The sequence below is a fragment of the Streptomyces sp. NPDC058284 genome (assembly GCF_042881135.1).
Classification (GTDB): domain Bacteria; phylum Actinomycetota; class Actinomycetes; order Streptomycetales; family Streptomycetaceae; genus Streptomyces.
In genome coordinates this window covers 57,643-84,605 of record NZ_JBHVYE010000024.1, presented here as the reverse complement: position 1 = coordinate 84,605, position 26,963 = coordinate 57,643, and the positions used below count along the sequence as shown (strand labels likewise).

At 70.7% G+C, this 26,963-nt stretch carries 23 protein-coding genes and 2 pseudogenes; 12 read left to right on the top strand and 13 right to left on the bottom strand.

Translation table 11 applies throughout. The annotated features are described in order from the left end of the window. The first annotated feature begins 41 nt into the window (after window positions 1-41). The 5 genes and pseudogenes from ACFVYR_RS28415 (at window position 42) to ACFVYR_RS28395 (ending at window position 4,624) form a co-directional block, all read left to right on the top strand. On the top strand, window positions 42-1,187 hold the full coding sequence (locus tag ACFVYR_RS28415) for a MerR family transcriptional regulator (RefSeq protein WP_384261241.1): 1,146 nt from the start codon (window positions 42-44) through the stop codon (window positions 1,185-1,187). Window positions 1,188-1,317: 130 nt separating this feature from the next. Continuing rightward, a pseudogene (locus ACFVYR_RS28410) lies at window positions 1,318-1,446 on the top strand (NAD(P)-dependent oxidoreductase); the annotation flags it as partial. A 172-nt stretch (window positions 1,447-1,618) separates the two neighbouring features. After that, window positions 1,619-2,698, top strand: a complete 1,080-nt coding sequence (locus ACFVYR_RS28405) for a tyrosine-type recombinase/integrase (RefSeq protein WP_384261243.1) — start codon at window positions 1,619-1,621, stop codon at window positions 2,696-2,698. Then, the gene (locus ACFVYR_RS28400) at window positions 2,695-3,027 is read left to right on the top strand and encodes a helix-turn-helix domain-containing protein (protein ID WP_384261246.1); all 333 of its coding nucleotides are present in this window, start codon (window positions 2,695-2,697) and stop codon (window positions 3,025-3,027) included. The genes ACFVYR_RS28405 and ACFVYR_RS28400 overlap by 4 nt, the downstream gene beginning before the upstream one ends. Before the next feature lie 4 nt (window positions 3,028-3,031). Next, window positions 3,032-4,624: a hypothetical protein gene (locus ACFVYR_RS28395; RefSeq protein ID WP_384261248.1), complete on the top strand. Its 1,593-nt coding sequence runs from the start codon at window positions 3,032-3,034 to the stop codon at window positions 4,622-4,624. 51 nt (window positions 4,625-4,675) lie between these two features. On the opposite strand, the gene ACFVYR_RS28390 is transcribed toward ACFVYR_RS28395, so the two are convergent. After that, on the bottom strand, window positions 4,676-5,083 hold the full coding sequence (locus ACFVYR_RS28390) for a hypothetical protein (protein ID WP_364959563.1): 408 nt from the start codon (window positions 5,081-5,083) through the stop codon (window positions 4,676-4,678). A gap of 419 nt (window positions 5,084-5,502) precedes the next feature. On the opposite strand from ACFVYR_RS28390, the pseudogene ACFVYR_RS28385 reads away from it, so the two are divergent. After that, window positions 5,503-8,645: pseudogene (locus ACFVYR_RS28385) on the top strand (Tn3 family transposase). 385 nt (window positions 8,646-9,030) lie between these two features. Continuing rightward, window positions 9,031-9,957 (top strand): recombinase family protein, encoded by a 927-nt coding sequence (locus ACFVYR_RS28380; RefSeq protein WP_384261250.1) that lies wholly within the window; start codon window positions 9,031-9,033, stop codon window positions 9,955-9,957. A 61-nt stretch (window positions 9,958-10,018) separates the two neighbouring features. Here ACFVYR_RS28380 and ACFVYR_RS28375 read toward each other — a convergent pair whose 3' ends face one another. From ACFVYR_RS28375 to ACFVYR_RS28365, 3 genes are all read right to left on the bottom strand, one after another. Beyond that, on the bottom strand, window positions 10,019-10,231 hold the full coding sequence (locus ACFVYR_RS28375; RefSeq protein WP_384261253.1) for a hypothetical protein: 213 nt from the start codon (window positions 10,229-10,231) through the stop codon (window positions 10,019-10,021). Between the two features lie 418 nt (window positions 10,232-10,649). After that, window positions 10,650-11,732 (bottom strand): alkene reductase, encoded by a 1,083-nt coding sequence (locus tag ACFVYR_RS28370; RefSeq protein WP_384261300.1) that lies wholly within the window; start codon window positions 11,730-11,732, stop codon window positions 10,650-10,652. Further along, window positions 11,729-11,905, bottom strand: a complete 177-nt coding sequence (locus tag ACFVYR_RS28365; protein ID WP_384261307.1) for a hypothetical protein — start codon at window positions 11,903-11,905, stop codon at window positions 11,729-11,731. The genes ACFVYR_RS28370 and ACFVYR_RS28365 overlap by 4 nt, the downstream gene beginning before the upstream one ends. Window positions 11,906-12,185: 280 nt before the next feature. Here ACFVYR_RS28365 and ACFVYR_RS28360 point away from each other — a divergent pair, with 280 nt between their 5' ends. After that, the gene (locus tag ACFVYR_RS28360) at window positions 12,186-13,661 is read left to right on the top strand and encodes a peptidoglycan D,D-transpeptidase FtsI family protein (RefSeq protein WP_384261256.1); all 1,476 of its coding nucleotides are present in this window, start codon (window positions 12,186-12,188) and stop codon (window positions 13,659-13,661) included. 57 nt (window positions 13,662-13,718) lie between these two features. On the opposite strand, the gene ACFVYR_RS28355 is transcribed toward ACFVYR_RS28360, so the two are convergent. After that, entirely contained in the window at window positions 13,719-15,836 is a 2,118-nt protein-coding gene (locus ACFVYR_RS28355; RefSeq protein ID WP_384261259.1) for a HelD family protein, read from the bottom strand. A 101-nt stretch (window positions 15,837-15,937) separates the two neighbouring features. Here ACFVYR_RS28355 and ACFVYR_RS28350 point away from each other — a divergent pair, with 101 nt between their 5' ends. Continuing rightward, window positions 15,938-16,639: a TetR/AcrR family transcriptional regulator gene (locus ACFVYR_RS28350; RefSeq protein WP_384261262.1), complete on the top strand. Its 702-nt coding sequence runs from the start codon at window positions 15,938-15,940 to the stop codon at window positions 16,637-16,639. A 161-nt stretch (window positions 16,640-16,800) separates the two neighbouring features. Here the strand turns inward: ACFVYR_RS28350 and ACFVYR_RS28345 are convergent, their stop codons facing one another. From ACFVYR_RS28345 to ACFVYR_RS28330, 4 genes are all read right to left on the bottom strand, one after another. Further along, on the bottom strand, window positions 16,801-17,685 hold the full coding sequence (locus ACFVYR_RS28345) for an ATP/GTP-binding protein (protein ID WP_384261265.1): 885 nt from the start codon (window positions 17,683-17,685) through the stop codon (window positions 16,801-16,803). Window positions 17,686-17,795: 110 nt separating this feature from the next. Continuing rightward, entirely contained in the window at window positions 17,796-19,802 is a 2,007-nt protein-coding gene (locus ACFVYR_RS28340) for an HAD-IA family hydrolase (protein WP_384261268.1), read from the bottom strand. Between the two features lie 61 nt (window positions 19,803-19,863). Then, window positions 19,864-20,637 carry an HAD family hydrolase gene (locus ACFVYR_RS28335; RefSeq protein ID WP_384261270.1) on the bottom strand — a complete coding sequence of 258 codons (774 nt, stop codon included), beginning with the start codon at window positions 20,635-20,637 and terminating at the stop codon, window positions 19,864-19,866. Beyond that, complete coding sequence (locus ACFVYR_RS28330) at window positions 20,638-21,543, bottom strand: FadR/GntR family transcriptional regulator (RefSeq protein WP_384261303.1); 906 nt, start codon at window positions 21,541-21,543, stop codon at window positions 20,638-20,640. It lies immediately after the preceding gene. Between the two features lie 125 nt (window positions 21,544-21,668). On the opposite strand from ACFVYR_RS28330, the gene ACFVYR_RS28325 reads away from it, so the two are divergent. Beyond that, window positions 21,669-21,857, top strand: a complete 189-nt coding sequence (locus tag ACFVYR_RS28325; protein ID WP_384261273.1) for a hypothetical protein — start codon at window positions 21,669-21,671, stop codon at window positions 21,855-21,857. 45 nt (window positions 21,858-21,902) lie between these two features. Here the strand turns inward: ACFVYR_RS28325 and ACFVYR_RS28320 are convergent, their stop codons facing one another. Beyond that, entirely contained in the window at window positions 21,903-22,814 is a 912-nt protein-coding gene (locus ACFVYR_RS28320) for a winged helix-turn-helix domain-containing protein (protein ID WP_384261276.1), read from the bottom strand. Window positions 22,815-23,043: 229 nt separating this feature from the next. On the opposite strand from ACFVYR_RS28320, the gene ACFVYR_RS28315 reads away from it, so the two are divergent. After that, a complete protein-coding gene (locus ACFVYR_RS28315; RefSeq protein ID WP_384261279.1) occupies window positions 23,044-23,229 on the top strand; it encodes a hypothetical protein in 186 nt (61 codons plus the stop codon). 173 nt (window positions 23,230-23,402) lie between these two features. On the opposite strand, the gene ACFVYR_RS28310 is transcribed toward ACFVYR_RS28315, so the two are convergent. Both ACFVYR_RS28310 and ACFVYR_RS28305 read right to left on the bottom strand, forming a co-directional pair. After that, the gene (locus ACFVYR_RS28310; protein ID WP_384261282.1) at window positions 23,403-24,680 is read right to left on the bottom strand and encodes a GNAT family N-acetyltransferase; all 1,278 of its coding nucleotides are present in this window, start codon (window positions 24,678-24,680) and stop codon (window positions 23,403-23,405) included. Window positions 24,681-24,758: 78 nt separating this feature from the next. After that, window positions 24,759-25,367 carry an ABC transporter substrate-binding protein gene (locus ACFVYR_RS28305; protein ID WP_384261285.1) on the bottom strand — a complete coding sequence of 203 codons (609 nt, stop codon included), beginning with the start codon at window positions 25,365-25,367 and terminating at the stop codon, window positions 24,759-24,761. A 162-nt stretch (window positions 25,368-25,529) separates the two neighbouring features. Between ACFVYR_RS28305 and dtd the strand changes: the two genes are divergently transcribed. Next, window positions 25,530-25,955 carry a D-aminoacyl-tRNA deacylase gene (gene dtd, locus ACFVYR_RS28300; RefSeq protein WP_384261288.1) on the top strand — a complete coding sequence of 142 codons (426 nt, stop codon included), beginning with the start codon at window positions 25,530-25,532 and terminating at the stop codon, window positions 25,953-25,955. Window positions 25,956-25,989: 34 nt separating this feature from the next. Here dtd and ACFVYR_RS28295 read toward each other — a convergent pair whose 3' ends face one another. Beyond that, the gene (locus ACFVYR_RS28295) at window positions 25,990-26,955 is read right to left on the bottom strand and encodes a YgfZ/GcvT domain-containing protein (protein ID WP_384261291.1); all 966 of its coding nucleotides are present in this window, start codon (window positions 26,953-26,955) and stop codon (window positions 25,990-25,992) included. Between the last annotated feature and the right edge of the window lie 8 nt (window positions 26,956-26,963).

The window sequence follows — 26,963 nt, the reverse complement described above, 5'->3', positions numbered from 1 at the left end:
TGGTGCCGGGCGACGCGCCCGGTATGAGGGAGGGACGGGTCATGGGGATGCTGACCATCGGGGCGTTCGCGAAGGCGTCCCGGCTGTCGCCGAAGGCACTGCGCCTCTACGACGAACTCGGTCTGCTGCCCCCGGCCCGCGTCGACCCGGTGACCGGCTACCGCCTGTACGCCCCGGACCAGCTCGACCGGGCCCGGCTCGTCGCCTGGCTCCGCCGTCTCGGCATGCCGCTCGCCCGCATCCGGCAGGTCTGCGCGCTGGACGACGCGGATACGGGCGCGGCGGCCCAGGAGGTACGGGCCTACTGGGCGCAGGTCGAGGCCGACACCGCCGCCCGGCGGGACCTGGCCACCTTCCTCATCGACCACCTGTCGTGGAAGGACCCCGCCTTGTCTTCGAACACCATGCCCCTGACCATCCGGTACGCCGCGCTGTCCGACGCCGGACTCGTCCGCGAGAGCAATCAGGACACCGCGTACGCCGGTGCCGGGCTGCTCGCCGTCGCCGACGGCTTCGGCCGTGCGGGCGCTCCCGCGAGCGCCGCGGCCGTCGACACGCTCAAGCGCGTCGAGACCAGGGCCGCGACCGAGGGGCTTCCTGCGGGCAGTCTCCTCAACGTCCTCGAAGAAGCGGTCGCGGAGGTCGGGCGGGCCGTGCGCGGCGCGACGACGACCGTGCCCGCACCGGACACCTCGGACGCGTCTGCCCCGTCCGCCCTGTCCGCCCCGTCCGACGAGACCGGCACCACGCTCACCGCGATGCTCTGGACCGGCTCGCAGCTCGCCCTCGTACACATCGGCGACTCCCGCGCCTGCCTCCTGCGCGACGGGGAGTTCTTCCCGATCACGCACGACCACACGCTGGTGCAGTCCATGCTCGACGAGGGCCGCATCACGCCGGAGGAGGCGTTCTTCCACCCCCAGCGGTCGATGCTGCTGCGGGCCTTCACGCAGGGCGGCGACGCCACCCCCGACGTACGCCTGCACGACGTCCGCCCCGGGGACCGCTACCTCCTCTGCTCCGACGGCCTGTCCACGGTCGTCCCGCCCGAGGACGTGCGGCGCGTGCTCGACACGGTCGACGACCCCGAGACGGCCGTACGCGAACTCGTCGCGCTGGCCAACGGCATGGGCGGCCCCGACAACATCAGTTGCGTCGTCGCCGACGTACTGGAGCAGCAGGCCTGAGCCGTGGACGGGCCCGGGGACAGCCACTTTTAAGTGGGTACTTGGCGGCCCGCGGCCCAGCCGCGAGGCTGATGGGGCAGCGGCGGCCCCGGCGAAGACGGCGGCCCGCACGTACAGAGCCGCCGCCGGAGTGCGGACCACCGTGTGGAACCGGACGCCGGGGAGGGAGGACGAGCCGGTCCGGCAGGGTGCGGTGAGCGCCGCCACGGCGGAGGAGCCGGTCGGCGCGAGCCCGTTGACCGTGGTCTGCGTCGTCAACTGTGCGACATCCTGCGAGTTCCCCTGAGCCCCGCTGATTCCCTGGGCCCATGACCAGGGCGTTCTTCCTCCTTCGTGTGCTCTGCCGACTTGTGACGAAACTTCGGGATTCTTGAAGCGTTCTCATCTCGTCCGACTGTTTCGCAGTCGGGTCGAAGGTGAGGAGGCTTGGGTTGGCGGCGCTGGCAGTCGTACGGGACCTGCGTGAGCACTGGGCGCCCGCGTCGGCTGAGGAGCTGGAGCGGTTCGAGACCGATGTGCTGTCCGGGTTCGTCCTCGCACGGGCCTCAGCAGGGCTGGCGGACGACACCATCCGCGGGGACGTCGGTCACCTGGATCAGATCAGGACCTGGTTCGGCCGGCCCCTGTGGGACATGGAGCCCGCTGACGCGGACATGTACTTTGGGAAGGTTTTGCGGCACTCGCCCAGTGGCACCCGGTTGGGCCGGTCGCAGGCGTTGAGCACGTATTTCATGTTCCTGGAGCTGCGGCACAAGGTCGAGATCCACCGGATGACCGGCCGGGTGGTCGAGTGCCCGATCGACGAGATGAACCGGCCGCGCGGAGCCAAGGACGCCCAGCTACGAATTCCGCCGAGTGAGCCGGAAATCGGGACGTTGTTCACCGACTGGGGCGGCGAGCTGGCCACCTGCCGGAAGTTCGCCCCCACCGCCCGAAACTACACCGCCTCGAAGCTGATGTCCCAGGTCGGCCTGCGGGTGAGCGAGGCGTGTGGAGTCGACCTGGACGACATCAAGTGGGACCTGGGCCGCTTCGGCAAACTCCACGTCCGCCACGGCAAGGGGGCCCGCGGCTCAGGACCGCGCGAGCGGATGGTTCCGCTGATCAACGGTGCCGACCGGACACTGCGGTGGTTCATCGAAGACGTGTGGGGCCAGTTCGACGACGATCACACTCGCCCCGGTGCCCCGCTGTTTCCCTCCGAGCGCAAGAACACCGACGGCTCCGCCCGCCGGGTCGGCGACGACGCCCTGCGCAACGGGCTCGACAACGCGGTCCAGGCTCATCTGCCTAGCTGGACGGGCAGCTTGACACCGCACGTCCTGAGGCATTTCTGCGCGTCCCAACTCTACGGAAACGGGCTGGGCTTGCTCGCCATCCAGGAAGTTCTCGGACATTCCTGGGTCGCTACCACCATGCGGTATATCCACGTGCAGCAGACCCGGGTCGAGGACGCCTGGGTCGCCGGGATGGAACGGGCCGCGAAGCGGCTGGAAGGACTGGCCCGATGAGGTGGAACCTGCGGCTGACCGCCGCGAACAAGGGCATCTGGAAGGCGTCCGAGCTCCAGCGGAGCCTGGCCGAGCACGGCCTGGTGATCTCGGCCGGCAAGATGTCCGGGCTATGGTCCGGCCAGCCGGTCTCGCTCAAGCTGGAGGACCTGGACGTCATCTGCGTGGTCCTCGGCTGCGAGATCGGAGACTTGCTGATCCCCGAACCGGAGAAGGTCCGCCGCCCTGGCCAGGCAGAGGGGACGGAACGGGCCGCGGTCGGTGCGGAATCCGCCGCACCGAAGGTGATCCCCAAGCGCCGGGACGGCCGGTCGCTGCCGCCGGAGTGAGCCGATGGCACGGTTCCCGAAGGGCTACGTCAAGCCCACCGACTCCTGCGACAGCTGCCTGGCCTGGGGACACTTCAGCGGCCGCCTCTGCCCCACCTGCTACATGTTCGGCCGCGGTCACGACGCGGCCGCATGCACCGGCTGCAGCCGCGTCCAGCCGCTGAAGTGGAACTACTGCCGCCTGTGCTGGTGCCAGGCCCGCCTCAGCGCGAAGGACGTCGTCGGCAAGCCCACGGACGAGACGGATGTGCGGGACCGGCTCGCCGCCGTCCGGCATCACCAACTGTTCTTCGTCGGGATGCAGTACCGCAGGAGACCGACCCCCGCGGTTCGGACGCGCGGAGGACGGCGGGGAGCCCCGCGCAAACCGCCTCCTGCACCGGCCTGTCGCCCGGATCCCGGCTGGCGACAGCTACCGCTGTTCGCACAGATCCCCCGTGACTGCAGCCGGCTCGCTCTGGCCGACGCCGACCTGGCCAGCCCTTGGCTGGCCTGGGCAAAGTACCTCGCCCACCGGCTCGCCGAGACCCGCGGCTGGGGACGCAACATCCGCTTCGCCGTCAACCGCGGCCTGGCCCTCGTCCTCACCGGCTACGTCGAGGGCGACGTCATCCGGCACACGGAGATCTTCGCCCCGCTGCGGGCCCTCGACCTGCCGGTCGGCCACACCATCACGGTCCTGGACGAGATGGGGATCTTCGAGGACGACAGCGACCCCTCCTTCGAACGCTGGCTCGCCGAGAGGCTGGAGGGTCTCGCACCCGGCATCCGCTCGGAGGCCGAGCGCTGGACCCATGTCCTGCGCGACGGCGGCCCCCGCAGCCTCCCGCGACGGGAAGGCACGGTCTGGCTCTACCTCAACAGAGTCCGCCCGGCCCTGCTGGAATGGTCGAACCCCTACGACCACATGCGCGAAGTGACACGCGACGACGTTCTCACCTACATCAAGACACTGCACGGCCACCAGCGTCATGACCAGCTCGTCGCCCTGCGCTCGCTGTTCACATGGGCCAAGCGGAGCGGGCTGATCTTCCGCAACCCCACCAGCCGGATCAAGGTCGGGCAATACGAGTACGCCGTGCTGCAACCGCTCGTCCCCGAGCAGGTCGACGGCTCCGTCGCGGCGGCCACCACCCCGGCGACGCGGCTCATCCTCGCCCTCGCAGCGGTCCACGCCGCCCGGGTCGCCCAGATCGCCAACCTCATGCTCGACGACCTCGACCTCGGCAACCGGCGGCTGACCATCGCCGGACGTGTCCGCCCGCTCGACGACCTCACCCTGAAGCTGCTGCTGGACTGGCTGGAGCACCGGCGAAACCGGTGGCCGAACACCGCGAACCTCCACCTGCTGATCAACAACCAGACCGCCACCAAGTCCAGCCGCGCCAGCAACCACTGGATCAGCGCTTCGATGCGTGGGCAGGACGCGACGCTGGAACGGCTCCGCGTCGACCGCCAACTCGAAGAGGCCCTGACCCACGGGCCCGACCCGCTCCACCTCGCCGAGGTGTTCGGGCTCGACGAGAAGACCGCGATGCGCTACGCGGACTCCGCACGGGCGCTGCTGCACCAGGCCGCTGAACAGCCACTTCAGTGAGTCTGCTTGACCGGTCCACGCCTTAGCTGAGGATGAGCACGCGAGGCAGAGTCAGCATCCGGGGCCGATCGGCGGAGACGACGTCAGGGCGAGGGCAGCGTTCCGCAGCTGGGCCGCCCACGTCTGCTGGTCAAGCCCCAAGGTGTACTCGATGCAGCAATCGCATTGCGGGATCAGCGCCACGAACGATTGCTCCGCCTCGGTCTCGACCTCCGTCTCCCACCAGTCGTCCGTCGCCAGCTCAGCGGGAGTTATCTCTCCATCGATGAGCCTCGCCGCCATCCGGCGCAGAGCGTGGCGCCGTGCCAGGCCGCGATCCGGCAACCCGATCCCGGACTCGGCGAGTGCTTGCTCGAACGCGTCGCGAATATCGCGGGCATCCGCGTTGCGCGGCCAACCGGCGAGCTCGCACAATGTCGGGGTGTCCAGTCCGGCTGCGAGCGCCTCAGCAGCGATCATCGGCAGATCCTCCGGACGTATCTCATCCGCCTGATAACGACACGCCACCTCACCCAGAGATGTGAGCCCACTCTGCACAGAGGTTTCCGGTTCCGGTGTCGTTCCTTCTGCTCTCATGACTCCTACGGTGCCAGCACCGTTCCCAGGGAAGGCACCCAGGGGCGGGCCCCTCGGCACCCACCCCGCGTGTTCGCCTGAACCCGGGGCACGAATCCACCAGAACACGACCCTCCATCCTCGGGTTCCCGCGAAAAGTCCTTCAGTTCCCGTGAACCCGCGGGCCTCTACGGCCTCGGGGAACATCGGTACAGCGGTTGGCGCTGAGAACGATCATGGTCGGCTAGCACACCGGTCGGGGACACCGCTGGGCTTCCCGGAAAGGCCGCCGGACGGGCATCGGTGCTGGCTACGGTCCGCTCGTGTCGGTGGAGTTTCTGACTGATGAGCAGGCCGAGGCGTACGGGAAGTTCGCCGAGGAGCCGACCCGCCCCGAACTGGAGCGGTTCTTCTTCCTGGACGACGTCGACCGCGATCTGATCGCGCGGCGCCGCTCGATGCACCACCAGCTCGGCTTCGCCCTTCAGATGTGCACGGTGCGGTACATCGGCCGGTTCCTCCCGGACGATCCGCTCGATGCGCCGTGGCCGGTGGTCGAGCATCTGGCCGCGCAGCTCGGCATCGAGGACGCTTCGGTGGTGAAGCGGTACACCGAGCGGCCCAAGACGGCGTACGAGCACGCGTGGGAGATCCGGGACGCCTACGAGTACCGCGAGTACGAGGATGCGGAGTGGTCGCGGCGGTTCCGCACGTTCCTGCACGGGCGGGCGTGGACGCACGCCGAGGGGCCGGTGGCGCTGTTCAACCAGGCGGTGGGCTGGCTGCGCCGGCGCCGGGTGCTGCTGCCCGGGGTGAGTGTGCTGGCGCGGCAGGTGTCGGAGGCCCGGAAGGTCGCGGAGAAGCGGCTGCACGCCACGGTCGCGGGCGCCGCCCGTCGCGCCGATCCGGCGCTGCCGGGCGAGTTGGTGGCGACGTTGAAGATGCCGGAGGGCCGGAGGGGGCGCGGTTCTCGGAGCTGGAGCGGCTGCGTCGGCCGCCGACGCGGACGACGGGCACGGCGTTCGCCCGCGCGCTGGAGCGGGTGGACGAGATCAGCGCGTACCGGCTGGGCCGGTTGCGGTTGTCGCAGATCCCGCCGAACCGGATGGCCGCGCTGGCCCGGTACGCGCTGGGGTCGAAGGCGCCGCTGCTGGAGCGGGTCTCGGAGCCGAAGCGCACGGCGATGCTGACCGCGGTGATGCGGCACCTGGAGGCGAAGGCGATCGACGAGGCCCTGGACCTGTTCCAGGTCCTGATGGCCGCCCGACTGCTGAACACCGCGAAGCGCAAGACGGAGAAGGAGCGACTGTCGACGCTGCCGCAGTTGGAGAAGGCGTCCCGGCTCGTCGCCCGTGCGTGGGCGGTGCTGGTCGAGGAGCTGGAGCTGATCGAGGAGCACGGCGCGGACCTGGACGTGGGCGCGTTGTGGGCGGCGTTGGAGGAAGTCGGTCCGCGGGCGGCAGTGACCACGGCCGCGGCGACGGTGGTGACGCTGGTGCCCGAGGACGAGAACACCGCCGACGTCGCGATGCGGGCCGCGCTGGCGACCCGGTACGCCACGGTCCGCCCGTTCCTCGCGCTGCTGGGCGAGTCGAAGGCGCTGGACGCGGCGAGCGCGGGCAAGCGGGTCCTGGCCGGGGTGCGGGGTCTTCCGGCGCTGGCCCGGCGCAAGGTGGGGGTGAAGCCGCTGCTGCCGCGTGAGGTGGATGACAAGCTGGTGCCGCCGGTGTGGCGCAAGGCGGTGTACGCCAACCCGGAGCTGCCGCAGGGATCGGTGGACCGGGACGCGTACGTGGTGTGCGTGCTGGAGCAGCTGCACCGGGCGCTGAACAACCGCGATGTCTTCGCCTCGCCCTCGCACCGCTGGTGCAACCCGCGCGCCCGCCTCCTGGACGGCCCGGACTGGGACGCCGTCGAGTAGGACGTGCTGGCGGCCCTGAGCCTGGACATGCCCGTCACCAAGCACCTGGCGGAGCTGGTGCGCGGCCTGGACGCCGGATGGAAGCAGCTCGCGGCCCGCCTGGAAGAAGCCGGGCCGGAGGCGAAGGTGTCCATCGAGGTGCAGGACGACGGGCGGGTGAAGCTGAACGTCGACAAGCTCGGCGCACTCGGCGAGCCGAAGTCCCTGGCGTGGCTGCGCCGGCGGGTCGAGAAGATGCTCCCGAAGATCGACCTGCCGGACCTGCTGTTCGAGGTGAACGCCTGGACCGGTTTCCTCGACGCCTTCGTGCACCTGGGCGACGGCACGACCCGGATGAAGGACCTGCCCACCTCCATGGTCGCGCTGCTGGTCTCCGAGGCGTGCAACATCGGCCTGACCCCGGTGGTCAACCCCGCCCACGAAGCCCTGACCCGGGCCCGGCTCGTGCACGTCGACCAGTACTACCTGCGCGCCGACACCATCGCCGCGGCGAACGCCGCACTCATCGCCGCCCAGGCTGACATCCCGATCGTCCAGTTCTGGGGCGACGGGCTGCTCGCCTCCGTGGACGGGCTGCGCTTCCAGGTGCCGGTGCGCACCATCAACGCCGCCCCGTCGCCGAAGTACTTCGGGTTCAAGCGGGGCATCACCTGGCTCAACGCCGTCAACGACCAGGTCGCGGGCATCGGGCAGATGGTCGTGCCCGGCACGCCGCGCGACTCCCTGCACATCCTGGACGCGCTGCTGAACCTGGACGGCGGGGTGAAGCCGGAGATGGTGGCGACCGACAACGCCTCGTACTCGGACATGGTGTTCGGCCTGTTCAAGATCCTCGGCTACAACTTCAGCCCCCGCTTCCGCGACCTGGACGACCAGCGGTTCTGGCGGGCCACGATGCCCGGCGTCGAGACCGGCACGTACGGCGCGGTGGAGGACCTGGCCCGAAACCGGGTCAACCTGAACAAGGTGATCACGCACTGGCCCGACATGCTGAAGGTCGCCGGGTCCCTGGTCACCAACCAGGTCCGTGCCTACGACCTGCTGCGCATGTTCGGCCGCGACGGCCGCCCGACCCCGCTGGGGGCGGCGTTCGCGGAGTACGGGCGGATCGCGAAGACCGAGCATCTGCTGCGGGTGGTCGACCCGGTGGACGACACCTATCGTCGGCAGATGAACCGGCAGCTCACCGTGCAGGAGTCCCGCCACAAGCTCGCGAGGGACGTGTGCCACGGCAAGCGCGGCACCATCCACCAGGCGTACCGCGACGGCATGGAGGACCAGCTCGGCGCGCTCGGCCTGGTCCTCAACGCCATCGTGCTGTGGACCACGAAGTACATCGACGCCGCCGTCGCCCAGCTCCGCGCCGAGGGACACGAACTGCGGGACGAGGACATCGCCCGGCTCTCCCCTCTCAAGCACCGCAACCTGAACCTGCTCGGCCGCTACAGCTTCACCTCATCCACCCCGGCCGCCGGCGCCCTGCGCCCACTGCGCGACCCGGACGCGCCCGAGCTGGACGACGACACCGACACCGACATCGAGTGAGGCGAGCCGTCAGGCGGTACCAACGCGTAGTCCGTGGTGATGTGCTCAGGTCGGCGGCCTGGCGACGGCGGTTCTGGGCCTCGGCCTCGTAGTGGTCCTCCTGTAAGTAGCTGTTTCCGATCCCGGAAACAGCTACTAAGACCTGCACGGAGGCCGGGCCGTGCCTGGAACGGCACAGCCCGGCCGGCCGGACATCGACGTCTGGGTTCACCGCCGTCCCAACCTGTCGTCAAACGATCGTTTGACGACAGGCGGCCGGAGCGTCCAATGAACCCGTGCAATCCGGGGGTTCACGGCGGCGCGAATCCAATCAGATCCGATGGTGATTGCTGACAGGGTTTGACGACAGGTAGGGTCCGATCCTCCGTACGGAAGGGACCCTTCAGTGGCGAACCTGGTCTACAAGCGGGTCTCCACCGACCAGCAGTCCACCGCCCGGCAGAACCTCGTCCTGGCCGAGGCCGGGATCGACGACCCGGTCGTCTTCGAGGAGGACCCGGGAACCTCCAGCCGCCTCCACCCCCTCCAGCGCCCGAAGTTCCGCGAGCTGCTGACGTACGCACGGCCGGGCGACACCGTGCACATCTCCGAGATGTTCCGTCTCGTGCGCGGCACCGGGCACATCCTTGACGTGCTCGACGTCCTGCATCGCGAGCAGGTGGCGCTACGTATCCACGACGGCGCGTTCTCCGCGATGGACCTCACCGCCCGCCACCCGCGCACAGGAGAACTGCTGTCCACCGTGAAGTTCATGGTGCAGACCCTCGCCGCCGCCGGCGAACTCCAGCGCGACCTCCAACGCGAGCTGACCTACGACGGACTGCGCGCCGCCGAGGCCAAGGGCAACAAGGGCGGGCGCCGCCCCGCCGTGGCGGCCGCGAAAACCGAGGCTGTGCGCACCGCTTACCTGGAAGGCCGCTCCATCGCCGCCCTCGCCCGCGACCACGGCGTCAGCCGCGGCGCCATCCGCACCGCCGTTGCCGACCTCCTGCCCAACCACATCCCCTTCGGGGAGGACGCGCCCGCCCCAGAGCTGCCGGTCACGCTCGACATGCCCGGCAAGGTCGCTGACTTCCTCCACACCGCCGAGCTGGAGCCCGCCGAGCGGTCGGCGCTCGACCAGGGAGTGACCGTACGGCGCGGCCAGGGCTACACCCTGCGCGTCACCGCCGTCCCGGCCGTGCACCACCGACTTCTCGACCGCTGCCAACCGCTCGACGGCGGCGAGGGCGCCCCGGCATTCCCGGCTCAGCGCAAGGCCCGCCGCGAGTACGAGAACCGGGTCAGCACCCTCGCGCCGACCGGACCATGATCGTTCTCACCGGTAACCGCTATACCGATGTTTCCCTAGGCCGGACACGGGGGCTGTAAGGTCAGCCGTTGGCCTTGTCCACGGCGGGCTTGATCTTGTTCGCGTGGTCAACCATGTCTTGCGTGATCGTCCCGCCCGGGCCGACCTTGATAATGCTGCCGACAAGGCTGCCCACGGAGTCGGTCACGCCACCCAAGGTGTTGGCCGTGCTGGTAGCGGCGTCGCTGAAGCTTCCGACAGAGCCGGAGCCAGCGCCTCCGAAATTTTCGGTCACAAGTGTTCCTTTCATCATTTTGGCACGTGCCCCCCTGCGAGGAGGTGGCACAGTCGGGCCCTGATGCCCTACCCCCGCAGGTCACATAGCTGAGCCGTTGAGCGCCGGAGACACCCGCACGGAGTATCAGAACCAGCTGCTGTGGCCGTAGCGCCTGCCCATCAGTCACATGCGACGGGTTCCGCTCCCCTGGGATTTCTACACGCGCACAAGGGATGGGGTTCCCTCGTTGCGGACCATGATCAACGTGGCCCTCCGGCCCGCTAACCAACCATGATCGTTCTCAGCGCCAACGGCTGTACCGATGTTCCCCGAGGCCGAACTACGACGCGATCCTGCGCGATCCGGCCGTCACCCGGGCCCTCAAGGGCAGGACCGTCGTGAACCTCAGCGCCGACACCCCCGCTCGCCCCCTTCCTCATCCCCGCGCGTCACGGAGGGTCGGGTAGTCGGTGTAGCCGGCCGCCCCTCCGACGTACATCAGGCCCTTGTCCTGAAGGGGGTTGAGCGGTGCCCCGACGCGCATCCGCTCGACCAGGTCCGGGTTGGCCAGGAACGCGCGGCCCAGGGAGACCAGGTCGGCCCCGGCGGCGAGCAGCCGCTCACCGGCGTGCCTGCCGCCGTCGGCGGGGAGCGGACGGCCCCAGCCCAGGACCGGGTTGGCGATCAGCGTGCCGGGCCAGTCGCGGCGGATCCGCCGGAAGAGGGCGTTGTCGGGGTCGGCGAAGACGACGTGGAGGTAGGCGAGGTCTCCGACGCCCTTGAGCGCGTCGGTCAGCGCCGGGTAGATGGCGTCGGTGTCGCCCTCCTCGATGCCGTTGACGGTGATGCCGGGTGCGATGCGCACGCCGACCCGCTCGGCGCCGATCGCGTCGGCGACGGCGCGGGCCACCTCGACCACGAAGCGGATGCGGTGCGCGACCGGGCCGCCGTAGGCGTCGGTGCGGCGGTTGGTGTTGCGGGCCAGGAACTGCTGGAGCAGGTAGCCGTTGGCCGCGTGCACCTCGACGCCCGCGAACCCCGCGTCGATCGCGCGGCGGGCGGCGGCCGCGAAGTCGGCGACCGTGGCGTCGATGTCCTCGACGGTCATCTCCCGGGGTGTGACCGCCGGTTGGTGGCCGCTTGGCGTGTGGATGGTGTCCGGGAACGGTACGGGGGAGGGCGCGACCGGCGTCAGACCGCTGTTGTCCGGGTGCCCGATCCGGCCGCCGTGCTGCAACTGCAGGAACATCCGGCCGCCCGCGTCACGCACCGCGTCGGTCACCCGCCGCCAGCCCGCCACGTGGGCGTCGTTGTGAATGGCGGTGATGTTGGCGTAGGTCTGCCCGACGGCGTTGGGCGTGGCCGCCTCGGCGACGATCAGTCCTGCGGTGGCGCGCTGGGCGTAGTACGTGGCCATGACCGGCTGCGGGACGCCGTCGGCGGAGGCGCGGTTCCGCGTCATGGGCGCCATGACGAGGCGGTTGGGGAGGGTGAGGGGGCCGAGGCGGGCGGGGCTCAGGAAGGGGGGGAGGGGGTTTCGGGGGCACCGGGCGCTCCGGGGGTGCCGAGGGTCACGGCGGCATCGGCGGCAGCGGCGGTCGTGATCGTGGCGGTAGCGGCGGCGGTCGTGATCGTGGCGGTGGCGGCGGCGGTCGTGATCGTGGCGGTGGCGGTGGCGGTGGCGGCGGTCATGGTCTGCTCCCTGGCGGTTCTGCTCGTGTCCGGCGGCTGCGTGGTAGTTGCGCGGTGGCTTTGCCGTGCGCTGCCGTGGCGTTGCTGACAGGGACGACTGTGCGCCGGGGCGCTTCGGGAGTCCTGATGGTCCGCTGACGGTACGTCCCGGCCGTACCTCTCCTGCCACACCGGTCCACCCATAGACACCGGTCCCCGGCATTCCGCCCCGGTCGGGCGCGTGAGCGGTCAGGATGGAAGAGGAACGTTCGTCCGTCCGTCGGTACCGGGGGGAGCCTCCATGAACCGTCCGCTGCGGCACATAGCCGTCTTCTGCGGGATCCTCACGCTCGCCCTCCTCCTGCGGGCGACCTGGGTGCAGTTCGCGGAGAACGACGAGCTGGCGAACGACAAGCACAACCGCCGCGTGCAGATCGAGGCCTTCTCCCACCCCCGCGGCGACATCATCGTCGGCGGCAAGTCCATCACCGGCTCGAAGGAGACCCCGGACTCCGACTTCCAGTTCAAGCGGACCTTCAAGGAGGGCCCGATGTACGCGCCGGTGACGGGCTACTTCTCGCAGGCCCAGGGCGCGACCTTCCTGGAGGGCGTCCACAACGGCGTGCTCAGCGGCAACGACGACCGGCTCTTCATCAAGCGCACCCTGGACATGCTGACCGGCAAGAAGCAGCAGGGCGGCGACGTCGTCACGACCATCGACCCCAAGGCGCAGAAGGCCGCCTACCAGGGCCTGGTCGACCTTGATGCCAAGGGCGCCGTGGTGGCCCTCGACCCCCGCTCGGGCAAGGTGCTCGCGCTGGCCAGCACCCCCTCGTACGACCCCTCGACGTTCGCGGGCATCTCGCAGGAGGAGGGGCGGATCTTCGAGCGGCTCGCCAAGCGCAAGGACAAGCCGCTCAGCAACCGCGCGCTGCGCGAGATCTACCCGCCGGGCTCCACGTTCAAGATCGTCACCGCTGCCGCCGCCCTGGAGCACGGCGTCGTGACGGACATCAACAAGCCGACCGGCGCCGAGACCCCGTACAAACTCCCCCTCAGCTCCACCCGCATCGGCAACGACGTGCCCGCGGCGAACTGCGACAAGGTGTCGATGAAGACCGGCATGCAGTGGTCCTGCAACAACGTCTTCCTCGACATCGCGCTCAAGGTCGGCAAGGACAGGATGCGGGAGACGGCGGAGAAGTTCGGCTTCAACGACGAGCAGTTCATTCCCGTACGCGCGGTCGCCAGCACCTATCCGGAGAAGCTCGACAAGCCGCAGACCGCGCTGACCGGCATGGGCCAGGGCAGCCTGACCAGCACCCCGTTGCAGATGGCGATGGTCACCGCGGGCCTCGCCAACGACGGCCGGGTCATGAAGCCGTACCTGGTCGAGGAGTTGCGCGGCCCCGACCTCTCGACGATCGAGAAGGGCGGGCCGCACGAGCTCGACCGGGCCGTCTCCGAGAAGACCGCGAAGACGGTGCAGGAGATGATGGAGAACACCGTCGAGAACGGCACGGCGAACAAGGCGAGGATCGACGGCGTCACGGTCGGCGGCAAGACCGGCACGGCCCAGCACGGCGCGAACGTCAACGACGAGCGTCCGTACGCCTGGTTCGTCTCCTACGCCAAGAACGACAAGGGCGAGTCGCCGGTCGCGGTGGCCGTCTTCGTCGACCCCTCCAACATGAACATCGCGCGCTCGGAGATCGCGGGCGGCAAGCTGGGGGCGCCGATCGCGAAGGCGGTCATGGAGGCGGTCCTGGAGCGGTGAGTGCCGTAAGGACTGCGAGGGCCGTGAGGGCCGTGAGGGCCGTGAGGGCCGTGAGGGTTACGCGTCCTCCCACGGCAGCGGTCTGCTGTGCAGTACGTCGAGGCGGGTGACGGCGCGCGTCAGGACGACGTACAGGCGGTGCAGCCCGCGCCGCTCCGCCTCCGCGACGGCCGCCGGCTCGACGGCGACGACATGGTCGTACTCCAGTCCCTTGGCGACCGACGCGGGCAGCAGGGTCACCCGGGCGCCCAGCCGTTCGGGGCCCGCGGCCTCGATGCCGGCGGCCGCCAGGGCGGCGCGCAGCCGCTCGACGTCACGGTCGGCCGCGATGACACCGATGGAGCCCTCCCGCCCGAGCCCGTCCCGTACCGCGCCGACGACGGCAGCGCCCATGTCACCCGCCTCCGCGACCCTCCGCACCCGCAACTCCCCGTCGGCGCGCAGCGACCGCGCGGGCGGTACGTCCACGTCGAGCCGCCCGAGCAGCCGGTTGGCCAGCCCGACGACGGCCCGCGGCACCCGGAAACCGGTGGTCAGCGGGGCCATCAGGGCGTCCGGCTTGCCCAGGTGGACCAGAAGCTCCGGCCAACTGCGGGCCGCCCACGGGGTGGTGGCCTGCGCGAGGTCGCCCAGGACGGTCAGGGAGCCGAAATCGGCGCGGCGGGCGATGGCCCTGCACTCCATGGGCGAGAGGTCCTGCGCCTCGTCGACGACGATGTGGCCGTACCCGGCGGGACGCTCCAGAAGCCCCTCCACCTCGTCGAGCAGGACGAGATCGGCGGCGCTCCACTTCGCGGACTTGTAGGAGCGGGGCGGCCTGGCCCACAGGATGGCCCGCTGCTCGGCGCCGTCGAGGACACCGTCGGCAGCGGCGGCGAGCGCGTCCGCGTCGGCGAGGAGGGCGGCGAGCACCTCGTCGGACCGGACCCTGGGCCAGGTGGCGTCGGTGAAGGCGCCGACGGGCCGGGACCGCGCGATCTTCTGCAGCCAGGTGTTGTTCTGCGGCCCGGCCCTGCGCTCGGCCCGTTCCTGGACCGCCCGGACGGCCCGGCTGCGCACCCGCTCGCGCCCGACGGCGTACGGCGGCTCCTCGCCCCGCACGTCCTCGACGATCCGTTCCAGTTCCCCGATCGGGACCCGCCAGTGGTACGAACCGTCCGGCACCGCGAGGGCGTCGGCGGGCGGCGCGATCCGCGCGTACAGCGCCCGGCGCAGCACCGCCGCCATCCGGACGTCGTGCTTGACGACGGCGGCGGCCTCGTCGTCGACGGCGCGCACGGCATGCCGCGCGATCTCGTCCTGGACGGTGGACTGCCGCACCCCGGTCTCGCCGAGGGAGGGCAGCACCTCGGCGATGTAGCGCAGGAAGACGCGGTTGGGCCCGAGGATGAGGAGGCCGGAGCGCCGCATCCGCTGGGGGTGCGTGTAGAGGAGGTACGCGGCGCGGTGCAGGCCGACGGCGGTCTTGCCGGTGCCGGGGGCGCCCTGCACACAGACGGAGGCGGTGAGGTCGGCGCGTACGAGGTCGTCCTGCTCGGGCTGGATGGTGGCGGCGATGTCGCGCATCGGGCCGACGCGGGGGCGCTCGATCTCGCCGGCGAGGATCCGGCTCACGGGTGCGGCCGGTGCGCCTTGGCCGTCCGGCGCGCCCTGCCCCTCCGCCCGTAGGTTCTGTGCGCCCAGGGGTTCGTCCTCCATGCCGGTGAGGTCGGTGGAGTCGCCCTTGCTGCCGGGCGCCCAGCCGAACCTGCGGCGGACGGCGACGCCCTGCGGGTCCCGCGGTCCTGCCTGGTAGAAGGCGCGGGAGACGGGGGCGCGCCAGTCGACGACGAGGGGCGGGGCCGAGGGGTGCTCGGTGATGCGCAGGCGTCCGATGTGGTAGCGCTGCCCGCGGTGATCACCGGCCCGGTCGCCCTCGGTGCCGTCGTCGGCGAAGTCGAGGCGGCCGAAGAAGAGGGGGGCGGCGGGGAGTTCGCGCATGGCTTTGGCGTGGCTGCGGAACTGGTAGCCAAGGACTTCGGCGTCGGCTCCCGACGCGGACACGTCCGCTCCTCCGACGACCAGATCCTCGGCTCCTTCGACCATGGCGGCGAGGGCGGCGCGGCAGGCGTCGTGGTAGCTGCGTTCCTGGGCGAGGGCGTCGGAGGCCGTGGAGGTGGAGGGAGTCGTCGTCATGCGACCACGATAATGTAACCGAGTTAAGTTCGTAACCGAGTCATGTACGTAACCAGGTTATGTACGTAACCGAGTATCGCGCCTCGGCTAGACTCGCCGTCATGAGCAGCGCCGGCCCGGACACCCACGCCCACCCGCACTCTCCGCACTCCGAGGCCGCACCCCGGTCCGCACCCGAACCCGGTGGGCTGCGCGAACGCAAGAGGCTGCGCAGATACGAGGAGATCTCCGAGACCGCGATCGCCCTCTTCCTGGAGAGGGGCTTCGAGAAGGTCTCCGTCGCGGAGGTGGCGGAGGCGGCGGAGGTCTCCAAGCCGACCCTGTTCCGCTACTTCGCGTCGAAGGAGGACCTGGTCCTCCACCGTTTCGCCGACCACGAGGACGAGGCGGCCCGGGTGGTCGCCGCGCGCCCGCCCGGCGCCGCCGCGCTCGACGCCCTGCACCGCCACTTCCTCGACGGGCTGGCGCGCCAGGACCCCGTGACGGGCCTCTGCGACGCCCCCGCCGTCCTCGCCTTCCACCGCCTCCTCTACGGCACCCCGTCACTGGTCGCCCGCCTGTACGGCTACCAGGACCGCTCCGAACAGGCCCTGGCCGCCGCCCTGACCCCGGCACACGGCGGCACCCCCCTCGAAGCCCGCCTGGCGGCCGGCCAGATCGTGGCCGTCCAGCGCATCCTCGCCGAGGAGAACTGGCGCCGCATCGCGGCGGGCGAGCGCGCGGAGGAAGTCACCCCGGAGGCGATCACGGCCGCGGACGCGGCATTCGCCCAGCTGAGCAGGGGGTTGCGGCGCTACGCGTGAGAGCCGCGCACGCCGCACCACGCGCGCGACGCCCACACCGCCCTGGCCCAGCGTCCTGAACCAGCCGGTGGGCAGCGCTCCATGGGGTGTCGGTGGCGCTCTCGGGGGCGCTGTTCGGGTGCTGGCCGGGAGACGTGCGGGCTAGTCGGGAGGCGTGCGGGCTAGTCGGCGCCTCCTGAGGGCTCGCCGTCGAGCGGTGACGCCACACGCCACAGCGTGTCGAAGAGGTCCTGGCGCTGGGCGACCTTGGCACCGGCCGCGGCGCCCGATTCGGCACGCCAGCGGGTAAGGACCGCGTGGTAGCCCATGAGGTCGAGCACCTGCCGCTCCGGCGGCGTCCTGGCCGGACGCTGCTCTACCTTGTCGTAGATCCCGTCGAACAGCTCCTCGCCGTTGATCAGGCAGAACTTCAGCAGCGGCGTGATGCGCAGCACCCGGAACCGCGCGTCGAGCTCGGCCCGTTCGCCCTGCCGCAGCCGCCGGGTGAGGGCCCTCATGTCGTACCCGTAGTCCTGCACCTTGCGCAGCAGATCCGCACGGAAGTCCGGGTCGTCGACGGCCCGGCCGCGATCGTCCAGCATGCCGGGTATCGCCATCGGCGCGGTGAAGTCCGGTACGAGGATGCGCAGGGTCACCTGGCGCCTGGCGCCGTCGTCGAGGGCCTCCAGGCTGCGGCTGATCGGATACAGCACGGTCTCGCCGGTGAAGCCGATGGCGTCGATGCGTATGGTCCTGCTCTTCTTCGCCTCCAGCGCCCGGTCGAAGTACTGCCCCAGCTCGGCGGTCTGCACCTCGGCCTTGACCTCGGGCCGCAGGGCGTCGTTCAGCCTCCGCACCTCGGTGTAGAGCACGAAACCGACGAGGCTGAGGATGGCGCCGCCCAGATAGGTCTTGCCCTCCAGGGCGTCACCGACCGGCCGCACGAACTGCGCGACAAGGCCCAGCCCGAACACGCCGAGCAGCAGCGCCTTGGTCACAGCGCTCTCCGCGTCCGCCCAGCGCTCCGCGGCCCGCTGCCGTGCCGTACGACCGTTCCTCCGCGTCACCAAAGCCCCCTGGTTCCCGCCCTGTTGAGCGGATGCGTCGACAGGAAGGACATGGTCCCCCGCACGCCGACCGGCAGGAAGAGCCCGGACAGGCCGAGCGGCCCGACGGCTCAGGAAGGAGGGCGCCCCGGGGACTCACGGAGTTCGCAAGGGTCGCGGAGTTCGTGGCGGTCGAGGAGGCCGAGGAGCGGGCGCAGGGTCGGGATGATCAGCTCGGCGCCCGCCTCACGCAGCGGCCCTGCCGCCGCCGCGTCGGGGGCGTAGCCGACGAAGAGGACCTTCGCGTCGCGCGCTGCCGCCAGGTCGGTCGCCGTGTCGCCGATCATGAGCGCGTCGGCGGGTTCGGCACCCAGGGCGCGCAGGGCCCGTTCCAGGCTGTCGGGGTGCGGCTTGAGCAGACTCGGACGGTCCGTACGGCCGTAGATGTGCGGGCCGAAGGCGTCGGTCAGGCGGTGGCGGTGGAGGTAGGCGGCGACGGCGCGCGGCGAGTTGTTGGTGACGACGGCCAGCCGTACGCCCCGCGCCCGCAGGCCACGGATGAGCTCGTGGGCGCCCGGGGTGGCCGGGGCCGTGTGCGTCGCCGTCACCTCGCCCGCGGTCAGCAGCTCCTCGATCTCGGCGATCAGCTCACTGCCCGGGAACGCGCGGTCCATGGCGCGCAGCACGTCATGAGGGTCGATGGACCGCTGCTCCTCCGGCGTGAGGACGTCACCGTCGACACCGCGGCGCCGCAGGTGCTCCCTGAGGGCGTCGGCGACCTTCTTGGACGAGCCGTCCGGGAAAAGCCGGCAGACGGGGCCGTCGAAGTCGAAGAGGAAGCAGATCTCGGCCGGTGCCGCCGGCCGCGCATCCAACGCCGCGCGCAGCTCGCGGGCGACGACTCCCCTCCCCGCGCCGGTACTGGCCGCGATCCCGCCACCGCCTCCGGTTCGGGTGTCCATTCCGGTTCCGGTTCCGGCGGTCATCCCGTCCCCCACCCCCTCCTCCTGCGCCCGGCCGAACGGCCCGCGATACCAGTCCCGCAGGGCGCGTTCGGCCCGGCCCTCGTCCGGTACCTCGGCCAGCCTCAAGGGTTCGGCCGCGCGTCGCAAGGCCCGGCAGACCCGCACGGCAGCGCCCGCGTAGTCGGCGGCGTCCGGCTCACCCGGCAGTTCCGTCAGGCCGAGCGCCGCGCGCATGATGTCGGGGAAGACGGACTGGGCGTACTCGAAGTCCAGGTAGACGCGCAGGTCGGCGGCCATCCCCGCCGTCATGTCGGCGTGGCCCGTGCGCCGCATCGCCTCGGCCCACAGCCGCTCCATCCGGACCTGCTCCTCCTTCTCGTAATCCATGCGTACGACATGGGTGGCGAGGTCGTGCAGGGGGTCGCCGTACATGGCCGACTCCCAGTCGATCACGGCCAGCTTCCTGCGGCCGACGATCACGTTGGCGCGGTGCACGTCGGTGTGGAGGAGGCAGAAGGGCCGCGGTGTCAGGGGCGGTCGGTCGGGGGCGTCCCGGAATGAGCTTATGGCGTCGGGGCGGATCCCCACGGCCGCGAAGAGATCGTCGAACCGCCAGCGGTTGGGGCCGTGTACGCGGTCCTCGGTGTAGTCGATCAGCCAGTGCAGGAATTCCTGGCTCCGCCCGGACTCCGGCCAGCCGGCGGGCCTGGGCGGCAGCTCCGCTTCCGGTACGCCCGCGGCCCTGGCGAAGAACTCCGCGAACGAGCGCATCATCGGCTCGCCGACGGGCCCGTGGGGCTTGACCTCGGAGAGCGCCTGGCCGGCCCGGTAGGAGTGCAGCGACCAGTCACCGAAGTCCCGGAAGCAGCGCGGGACCTCCTTGAGGTGCCGGCTCACCACCGCGAGCAGTTCGGTCTCGCTCGGCCAGATGCGGGGCACCACCTCGACCACGTCGCGCGGCATCCGGCACTTCACCCGGGCCCGGAAGGGCATCGTGCGCAGCAGCAGGGCGAGGGACCAGCCGAGCGGCACGACGTAGTTGATGTTGTGGTGCCCGGCCACGACCTGGCGGTCCGGGTGCTTCCGGTGCGTGTCGGCGAGGTGTCTGATCCACGTCTCGCGGCGACCGCTCTTCGGCGCCTCGTGGGGGTTGCGAGGCGGAGGTGACGGCATGAGCGCAGAGGGTATCCGATGAGCGACCTTCCTCCGCGCGGATGCCACGGAGTGGACGAAGTTACGTTTTCGCGGGCGTCACGTCGCCCCGCAGGAGCCGTAGGACCTGCTCCCACGACGGCACCAGAAACTCATCCGCCGCCCCCGCCTCCCGCAACAGCCTCGCCTTGCGTTCATTCCGCGCGAAGCCGATGAAGTCCACCTTCGCCGCCCGCGCCGCGTGGAAGTCGGAGGGGGTGTCGCCGATCATGACCGCGTCGGACGGGGCCGCGCCCATCGCGCTGAGTGCCCTGGTCACACAGTGCGGGTCCGGCTTCAGGAGGTGGAGGGCCTGGGTGCGGCCGTAGATGTGGGGGGCGAAGCAGGCCGTCAGGCCGCGGGTGGTGAGGTAGCGGGCGGCGGTGCGGGCCGAGTTGTTGGTGGTGATGGCGAGCCGTACTCCGACGGCCGTCCAGGTGCGGATGACCGCGTCGGCGTACGGGGTGGGCCACGCGCTCGGGACCGCGGCGAGCTCCTGCCGCGTGAGCCGTTCCTCCAGCTCCGCGACCAGGTCGCTGTGGGGGTGGCGGTCCGCGACGGCGCGCAGCACGGCGAACGGGTCCGTCTCCTCCCGTACGCCGTCGGTGAGCAGACCGTGCAGGCCCTGGTCCGCGAGCCAGCGGATCTGCTCGTCCGCGATCTTCGCGGCCGAGTGTCCCGCGAAGAGACGGCAGATGGGACCGTCGAAGTCGAGCAGCGCGAATCGTGCACCTTCGATCGTCTCGCGCACGTAATCGGTCAGATTCGCCGCTTGCTTGGCACTCGCGGTGTCGGAATGCGTCGAGTCAGGGGTCATTTAAGAGAGTGTCAGGTCAGACGTAATGGTTTCCCAGAGGGCGTCGAACCAGTTCTGCGACTCGTCGACGAACATGGAGTCCCGCGCGGTGGGCTCGCTCTTCCCGAAGGAGAAGAGCGGCGCCTTGATGCCCCCGGCGTCCCAGATGTCCATGACCTCGGGGTCGCTGCCGTTCTCGCTCACCTCCACGGAGTTCTCGGTCAGCGTGTAGTACGCGAGCAGCGCCTCACGCCCGTTCAGGAGGTACAGCTTGACCGGCGTGGTGAACGGCAGCGCGCGGAATGTGACGTCGACGTCGATGCCGTGCGACGAGCGCAGGGCGCGCAGGTTGTGCCGCAGCACCTGGCCCTGCGCGTTGCGCTGGGTGAGCCACCGGTCGTGCAGTCGGGCCCTCTCCGACTCGCCGCCCTCCATCGGCACCGGGAACGCAAGGCGGATGTCGCTGCTCGGCAGCAGGATGCGTACCTTGATCGAATCCGGCCGGATCCGCCCCTCGTGGATCAGCCGCACCGGCTCGCCGAGCGCGATCATCAGGGTCTCCGCGGTGTACGAGACCACGTCGATCCGCACCTGCGGCACCGCGAACGCCGCCGCGAGGCGGGGGGCCAGGGCGACCATGGAGGGCTGGGGGACCTTGCTCACGGGGGCGGGCCCCGCCTCGGCGACCCGGGGCGGGCTGCCCTTGCTGACGTTGGACAGGAGCCCTTCGCTCTGGAGCTTCTTCATCGCCTGCCGTACGGCTCCGCGCTCGACGCCGAACTCCTCGGCCAGCTCGGCCTGGGTCGGCAGGCGCTCTCCCGCTCTGAGCTCGCCCGCCCGGATGCGGTCGCGGAGGGTGTCGGCGATGTCCTGGGGTGAGAGTTTCCTGCTGCCGTTCACTGCCACGTTCTCCTGGGTCACAACCAGACGATACAACTGACCGCCATCTTCGGGCAGTTGAAGAGAAGTTGTTTATCTACTCCGACCAAGTGGGGACAACCACAACAGAGTTGGTTGCCAACTGACTCAAGATGGCAGAAGGAGGAACCACCATGCCCGCCATAGCCCTCCTCGCAGCCGTGGTCGCCGTCACCCTCGAACAGCTCGTGCAGTGGAAGTACGGTCCGATGGGCATCGTGGGCCTCCTCCTGCTGACCGTGGGAGTGAAGGCGAAGAACCCCACCTGCAGCTCCATCGGCGCCGTCGTCCTCGCCCTGATGGTGACGGGTCCGGCCGGCTGACCGGACCGTAACGGCAGCCGGCCGGACCCACCGGCGGCGGTCGCCTCAGGCCGCCGCCAGCTCCAGGTCCCGGCTGATCGTGTTCCAGAGCGCGTTGAACCACAGGTGGGACTGCTCGACGAACGTCGTGTCCCGCAGCCCGTCCCCCTGATGGAACGGGAAGAGCATCGACTGCGTGCCCTGCGCGTCGTACATCTCCAGGGACTCCTCGCCGATCTCCTCGTCCCGCTTGATGAGCGTGTAGTAGGCGAAGAGCGCCTCCACGCCGTTGATCAGGTACAACTTCACCGGCGGCGTGAACGGCAGCGCGCGGAACTGCACGGACACGTCGATGCCGTGCGAGGAGCGCAGCGCGAGCAGATTGTGCCGCAGCACCTGTCCCTGCGCGTTGCGCTGGTCCAGCCAGCGCCGGTGCACCTGGCCGCCCTCGGCCACCCCGCTGTCGACCGGCGCGGGGAAGGCGAGGTCGATGTCGCGGCTCGGCAGCAGCACCCGGACGTCGACCTTGGCCGGTTTCAACCGCCCGGCGTGGATCTGCCGCAGTGGTTCGCCGATGGCCATGGTGAGGGAGATGGACGTCAGACACAGGGCGTCTATCTCCACGTGCGGGGCCTCGAAGGCGGCTGCGATACGCGGGGCGAGGCCGACCATCGTCGGCTGCGGGCGCACCTCGCCCGGACCGGAGGGACCGCGCTCGGCGGCGTCCGCGACCGTGGCGGGGCTGCCCTTGGACACATTGGACAGCAGATGCTCACGCTGCAGGATGCGCAGCGCCTCACGCACCGTCCCACGCTCCACGGCGAACTCGTCGGCGAGCTCGGCCTGCGTGGGCATGCGCTGCCCGGGCCGGAGCGAGCCGGACCTGATCCGGTCGCGCAGCGCGTCGGCCACCTCCCGGTGGGAGCGCTGCGTCTGCTTGCGCCCGTTGACGGCGGCGTGTTCGGTGCTCACAACCAAACAGTACAACTTCGCGCCATCTTAGGGGAGTTGTAGGAAAGGTGGTTATGAGTCGTCTCCCAGCGGAGATAAGTCAGTTGAAGTTGGTAGCCAACTTCGGCGACATGGTCAGACCCTCCCGGGGTTGGCCACCAGCCGTCGGCCGTCACCACGGAGCAGCATGCGGTGGCAGCCAGTTGGTCATCAGCTGAACGGGGTCCGCCGCCCCGATCCCGAAGGAGGGAACGCCATGCCACTCATCGCCATCGCCGTCGCCGCCCTCGCCATCGGATTCGAGCAGCTCATCCAGTGGAAATACGGCCCGCTCGGCATCGTCGCCTTCATCCTGCTGACCATTGGCATCAAGGCCCAGAACGTCAAGCTCAGCGGCGTGGGCGCAGGCCTCCTCGTCCTGCTCCTCGCCCAGTCGGGCTGAACCGCCCGGCTCCACGTACCCGGCTGGCCGGGCTCCCATCCGGAGGGGAGCCGGGAGTCCGGTCAGTCGTAGCGAGACAGAGCCCCGGCTCCCGGCTACGGGGGAGCCGGGGCTCGCCCCGTCCCGAAACGGCAGCCGTCACGAAAGGGCAGCCGCCCCGAAACGGCAGGCCCTCAGAAGATGTCCGGGCACCACGGCCGCCTCGACGTACGGAAGACGGCGTCGGCCACCGCGGCCGCGCCCGCCCGTTCCTCCACCACCTGCCCGAGCGCCACGAGCCGCATGACGGACGCGTCCCCGAGCCAGAGCTGGGCCAACTCCCCCACGCCGAGCGTGAGATCAGGCTCCTCCGTGGTCGGCGAGCAGACCGCCGCGCCGCCCACCCCCGCCCCGTCCCCCGGCGCCGCCTCCAGGCGGTAGCGCCCACCGGCGAACCCGGCCGCGTCGACGACCTCCACGACGAACGAACCCGGCACGTCATACGTGCGCGCCTCCAGGGCCCGTACGACATCCAGGATCCGCACCCAGAGCCAGTCCGCGTGAGCGGTCACCCTGGCCGCGCGGGGATTGGGCAGCAGCTGCGGAAGCAGGTCGTCGGGGGCCAGCCAGCCCGTCTCGACCTCGGTGACCTTGTCGATGGCGCAGACGAAGTGCCACAGGGCGCGCTCGGCGGCGGGCGTGACGGCAGTCATGCCGAGCACCGTCGCCGTGTTCCGCGGCAGCCGGGACTCCCCCCACTGGTTGGTCGTCGTGCGGTACGCGATCAGTCCGTCGACCCGGCCCGAGGGGGCGCGGTAGAGGGCGTAGAACGGCTCCTGCCAGGGAAATTCGGGGCTGGCCTGGAGGCCGGTGTTGCGCAGCCACCACTCCTCGTCGCGGTTGACCGCGCCGTGCCGCAGGGCGCGGAACCGCTCGTACAGCTCCGGACCGTGCTTGCGTATGTCGTCGCCGCCGACCAGGTCGATGCGGGCGCCGGGCTCGTCCGGTCCCGACCAGCGCGGATCGAGGCCGGAGCGCGGCACGTCGACGGTCCACTCGGTGACCCAGGTCGCGGGGCCGAAGCCGAACCGGCCGTAGATCGGGTACTCGGCGGAGTTCAGGGTGGCCAGGACATCGCCGCGCTCCTTCGCCTCCGCGAGATCGCCGTCCATCATCCGGCTGAGTATGCCCCGGCGGCGGTGCGTGGGCGCCACGGTCACCCCCGAGACCGCGTTGGCCACCACGGGCGCGCCGCCCACCGCGGTGACCTCCTGCCGGAACGACCGGTAAGTGCCGACGCAGCGGTCGCCGTCGTAGGCGCCCAGGGTGCGGGCCGGGGCGGTGCGCGCCCGCAGATGGGCGACGGTGTCGTCCGACAGCGTGGCGAAAGGTTTCAGGAACCCGGCGTGCACGGCCCTCAGCCACTCGGGCAACTCGGAATCGGTGACCGCTCTCACATCAACATCGCTCATACGGCCACGCTAGGCAACGGACCACCGGGCGCGCACCGGATTTCCGCCCGGCTCAGCCGCACCGGATTTCCGCCCCGCTCAGCCCAGCAGGTCGTCCACCTGCGCCTCGCCCACCCGATACCGGCGCGCGATCTCCCCGCTGCAGTCGTCCGTCGTCCGCTGCAACAGCTGCCTGCGGCGCGACACCTGCTGTTCGTAGCGGACGAGGCGGCCCATCGCCGTGTGGAGTTCGTCGTCCGTCCGCGCCGCCAGATCGGAGAGCTGGACCTCGGCGAGCATCTCGGCGGCCAGGAGGCGGTACTCCTCGCTGTGCGGGGTGCCGAGCGTGACGTGCCGGGCGGAGGAGCGGTGGCGGGCCGGGGCGTCCGTGAGGATCTCGGGGAGCCGGCTCACGACCGTGCCCGCCGGGCGGGGCGCCTGCTGCCGCTGGTCACCGCGGCGCGCCAGTTCGGCCCGCAGGATGTCGATACGCCCCTGCAGCAGCCGCCGCACATAGCTGAGGTCTGCCTCGTCCTGCTGTGCCGCCCTGCGCAGCTCGCGGAGCTCGGGCAGGCGGAGCGCGGTGAGGTCGTGTTCGGGCACGTCGGGCAGGAGCGGGCCGCTCGTGCGCTGCGCGGGTGGCCGCGGAACCTGCGTACGCAGCAGAGAGACGCGGCCGGGCGACTGCCCCGTACTTGGTGTGCTCATGTGGCTCTACCCGTCCCCTCGACCGGCCGACGCGGGTGCACCGCGTGGAAGCATCGTGCCACTCCCAGTGGCCGCTATGTGAGCGAGTGCCCGGAATGGGCCCCGGATGGGGGGAGCGGAACCCTGTCCCGGGCGCCCCACGCGCCACGGCATGATGGCCGTATGCGAGCAGTGGTGCAGAGGGTCGACGGCGCGAGCGTCGTCGTGGACGGCGAGACGGTCGGCGAGATCGACGGCGAGGGGCTGTGCGTCCTGGTGGGCGTCACCCATGACGACACCGAGGAGAAGGCGGCCCAACTGGCACGCAAGCTCTGGTCGTTGCGCATGCTGTCCGACGAGCGGTCGTGCAGCGACATCGACGCGCCGCTGCTGGTCATCAGCCAGTTCACGCTCTACGGGGACGCCCGTAAGGGCCGCCGCCCCACGTGGAACGCGGCGGCCCCCGGCGATGTGGCCGAGCCCCTGGTCGACGAGGTCGTCGCACGGCTGCGCGCCCTGGGGGCGACGGTGGCGACGGGCCGCTTCGGGGCTCAGATGCGGGTGGGCCTGACGAACGACGGCCCGTTCACGGTGCTCCTGGAGATGTGACCGCTCCCTGAGCGCCTGAGACAGGGGGCGGGGGTCAGGGCTCGACCACGACCTCCTGCGCGGCGGCCGTGTCACCGGCGACCAGCTTCGCGTCCAGCGGGACGTTGCGCTTGACCAGGCCAAGCGCGATCGGCCCGAGCTCGTGGTGGCGTACGGCCGTCGTGATGAACCCGAGCTTGCGCCCCTCGGCGCCCTCGCTCGCGAGGTGCAGCGGCGTACCGGCCGTCGGCAGGTGCACCTCGCTGCCGTCCAGGTGCAGGAAGACGAGGCGGCGCGGCGGCTTGCCCAGGTTGTGGACGCGGGCGACCGTCTCCTGGCCGCGGTAGCAGCCCTTCTGCAGGTGCACGGCGGTGCCGATCCAGCCCAGCTCGTGCGGGATGGTGCGGTGGTCGGTCTCGAAGCCGAGGCGCGGCCGGTGCGACTCCACCCGCAGCGCCTCGTACGCGAGGAGACCGGCCGCGGGGCCGTTCTCGGCGGCGTACGACGCGAGGTCCATGCGGGGCAGGAACAGGTCGCGGCCGTGCGCGGTCTCGCGTACGGCGACGCCGTCCGGGACCGCGGCGATGGAACCGGCGGGCAGGTGGACGACGGCGAACTCGTCCGTGCGGTCGGCGACCTCGACGCGGTAGAAGAACTTCATGCTCTCCAGGTACGCGAGGAGCGCTTCCTGCGTGCCGGGCTCGACGTGCGCCCACGTGGTCTCGCCGTCGTCGACGAGGTACAGGGCGTGTTCGATGTGGCCGTTGGCGGAGAGGATCAGCGCCTCGGTGGCCTCGCCGGCCGGCAGCTCGCTGACGTGCTGCGTGATCAGCAGGTGCAGCCAGCTCAGCCGGTCGTCGCCGGTGACGGTGAGTACGCCGCGGTGCGAGAGGTCGACGAAGCCGGTGCCGTCGGCGAGGGCGCGCTGCTCACGGAACAGTTCTCCGTAGTGGGCGGCGACGCCTTCGTCCACGCCCTCGGCGGGGACGGCGCCGGGCAGGGACAACAGGGGGCTCTTCATGTTCACAA

Bases quoted from the DNA above. Each gene is read 5' to 3' on its own strand.
- ACFVYR_RS28415 (WP_384261241.1), top strand. From the start codon at position 42: ATGGGGATGCTGACCATCGGGGCGTTCGCGAAGGCGTCCCGGCTGTCG.
- ACFVYR_RS28400 (WP_384261246.1), top strand. From the start codon at position 2,695: ATGAGGTGGAACCTGCGGCTGACCGCCGCGAACAAGGGCATCTGGAAG.
- ACFVYR_RS28395 (WP_384261248.1), top strand. From the start codon at position 3,032: ATGGCACGGTTCCCGAAGGGCTACGTCAAGCCCACCGACTCCTGCGAC.
- ACFVYR_RS28390 (WP_364959563.1), bottom strand. From the start codon at position 5,083: ATGATCGCTGCTGAGGCGCTCGCAGCCGGACTGGACACCCCGACATTG.
- ACFVYR_RS28365 (WP_384261307.1), bottom strand. From the start codon at position 11,905: ATGACCGCCGCCACCGCCACCGCCACCGCCACGATCACGACCGCCGCC.
- ACFVYR_RS28360 (WP_384261256.1), top strand. From the start codon at position 12,186: ATGAACCGTCCGCTGCGGCACATAGCCGTCTTCTGCGGGATCCTCACG.
- ACFVYR_RS28355 (WP_384261259.1), bottom strand. From the start codon at position 15,836: ATGACGACGACTCCCTCCACCTCCACGGCCTCCGACGCCCTCGCCCAG.
- ACFVYR_RS28350 (WP_384261262.1), top strand. From the start codon at position 15,938: ATGAGCAGCGCCGGCCCGGACACCCACGCCCACCCGCACTCTCCGCAC.
- ACFVYR_RS28340 (WP_384261268.1), bottom strand. From the start codon at position 19,802: ATGCCGTCACCTCCGCCTCGCAACCCCCACGAGGCGCCGAAGAGCGGT.
- ACFVYR_RS28335 (WP_384261270.1), bottom strand. From the start codon at position 20,637: ATGACCCCTGACTCGACGCATTCCGACACCGCGAGTGCCAAGCAAGCG.
- ACFVYR_RS28325 (WP_384261273.1), top strand. From the start codon at position 21,669: ATGCCCGCCATAGCCCTCCTCGCAGCCGTGGTCGCCGTCACCCTCGAA.
- ACFVYR_RS28315 (WP_384261279.1), top strand. From the start codon at position 23,044: ATGCCACTCATCGCCATCGCCGTCGCCGCCCTCGCCATCGGATTCGAG.
- ACFVYR_RS28310 (WP_384261282.1), bottom strand. From the start codon at position 24,680: ATGAGCGATGTTGATGTGAGAGCGGTCACCGATTCCGAGTTGCCCGAG.
- ACFVYR_RS28305 (WP_384261285.1), bottom strand. From the start codon at position 25,367: ATGAGCACACCAAGTACGGGGCAGTCGCCCGGCCGCGTCTCTCTGCTG.
- dtd (WP_384261288.1), top strand. From the start codon at position 25,530: ATGCGAGCAGTGGTGCAGAGGGTCGACGGCGCGAGCGTCGTCGTGGAC.
- ACFVYR_RS28295 (WP_384261291.1), bottom strand. From the start codon at position 26,955: ATGAAGAGCCCCCTGTTGTCCCTGCCCGGCGCCGTCCCCGCCGAGGGC.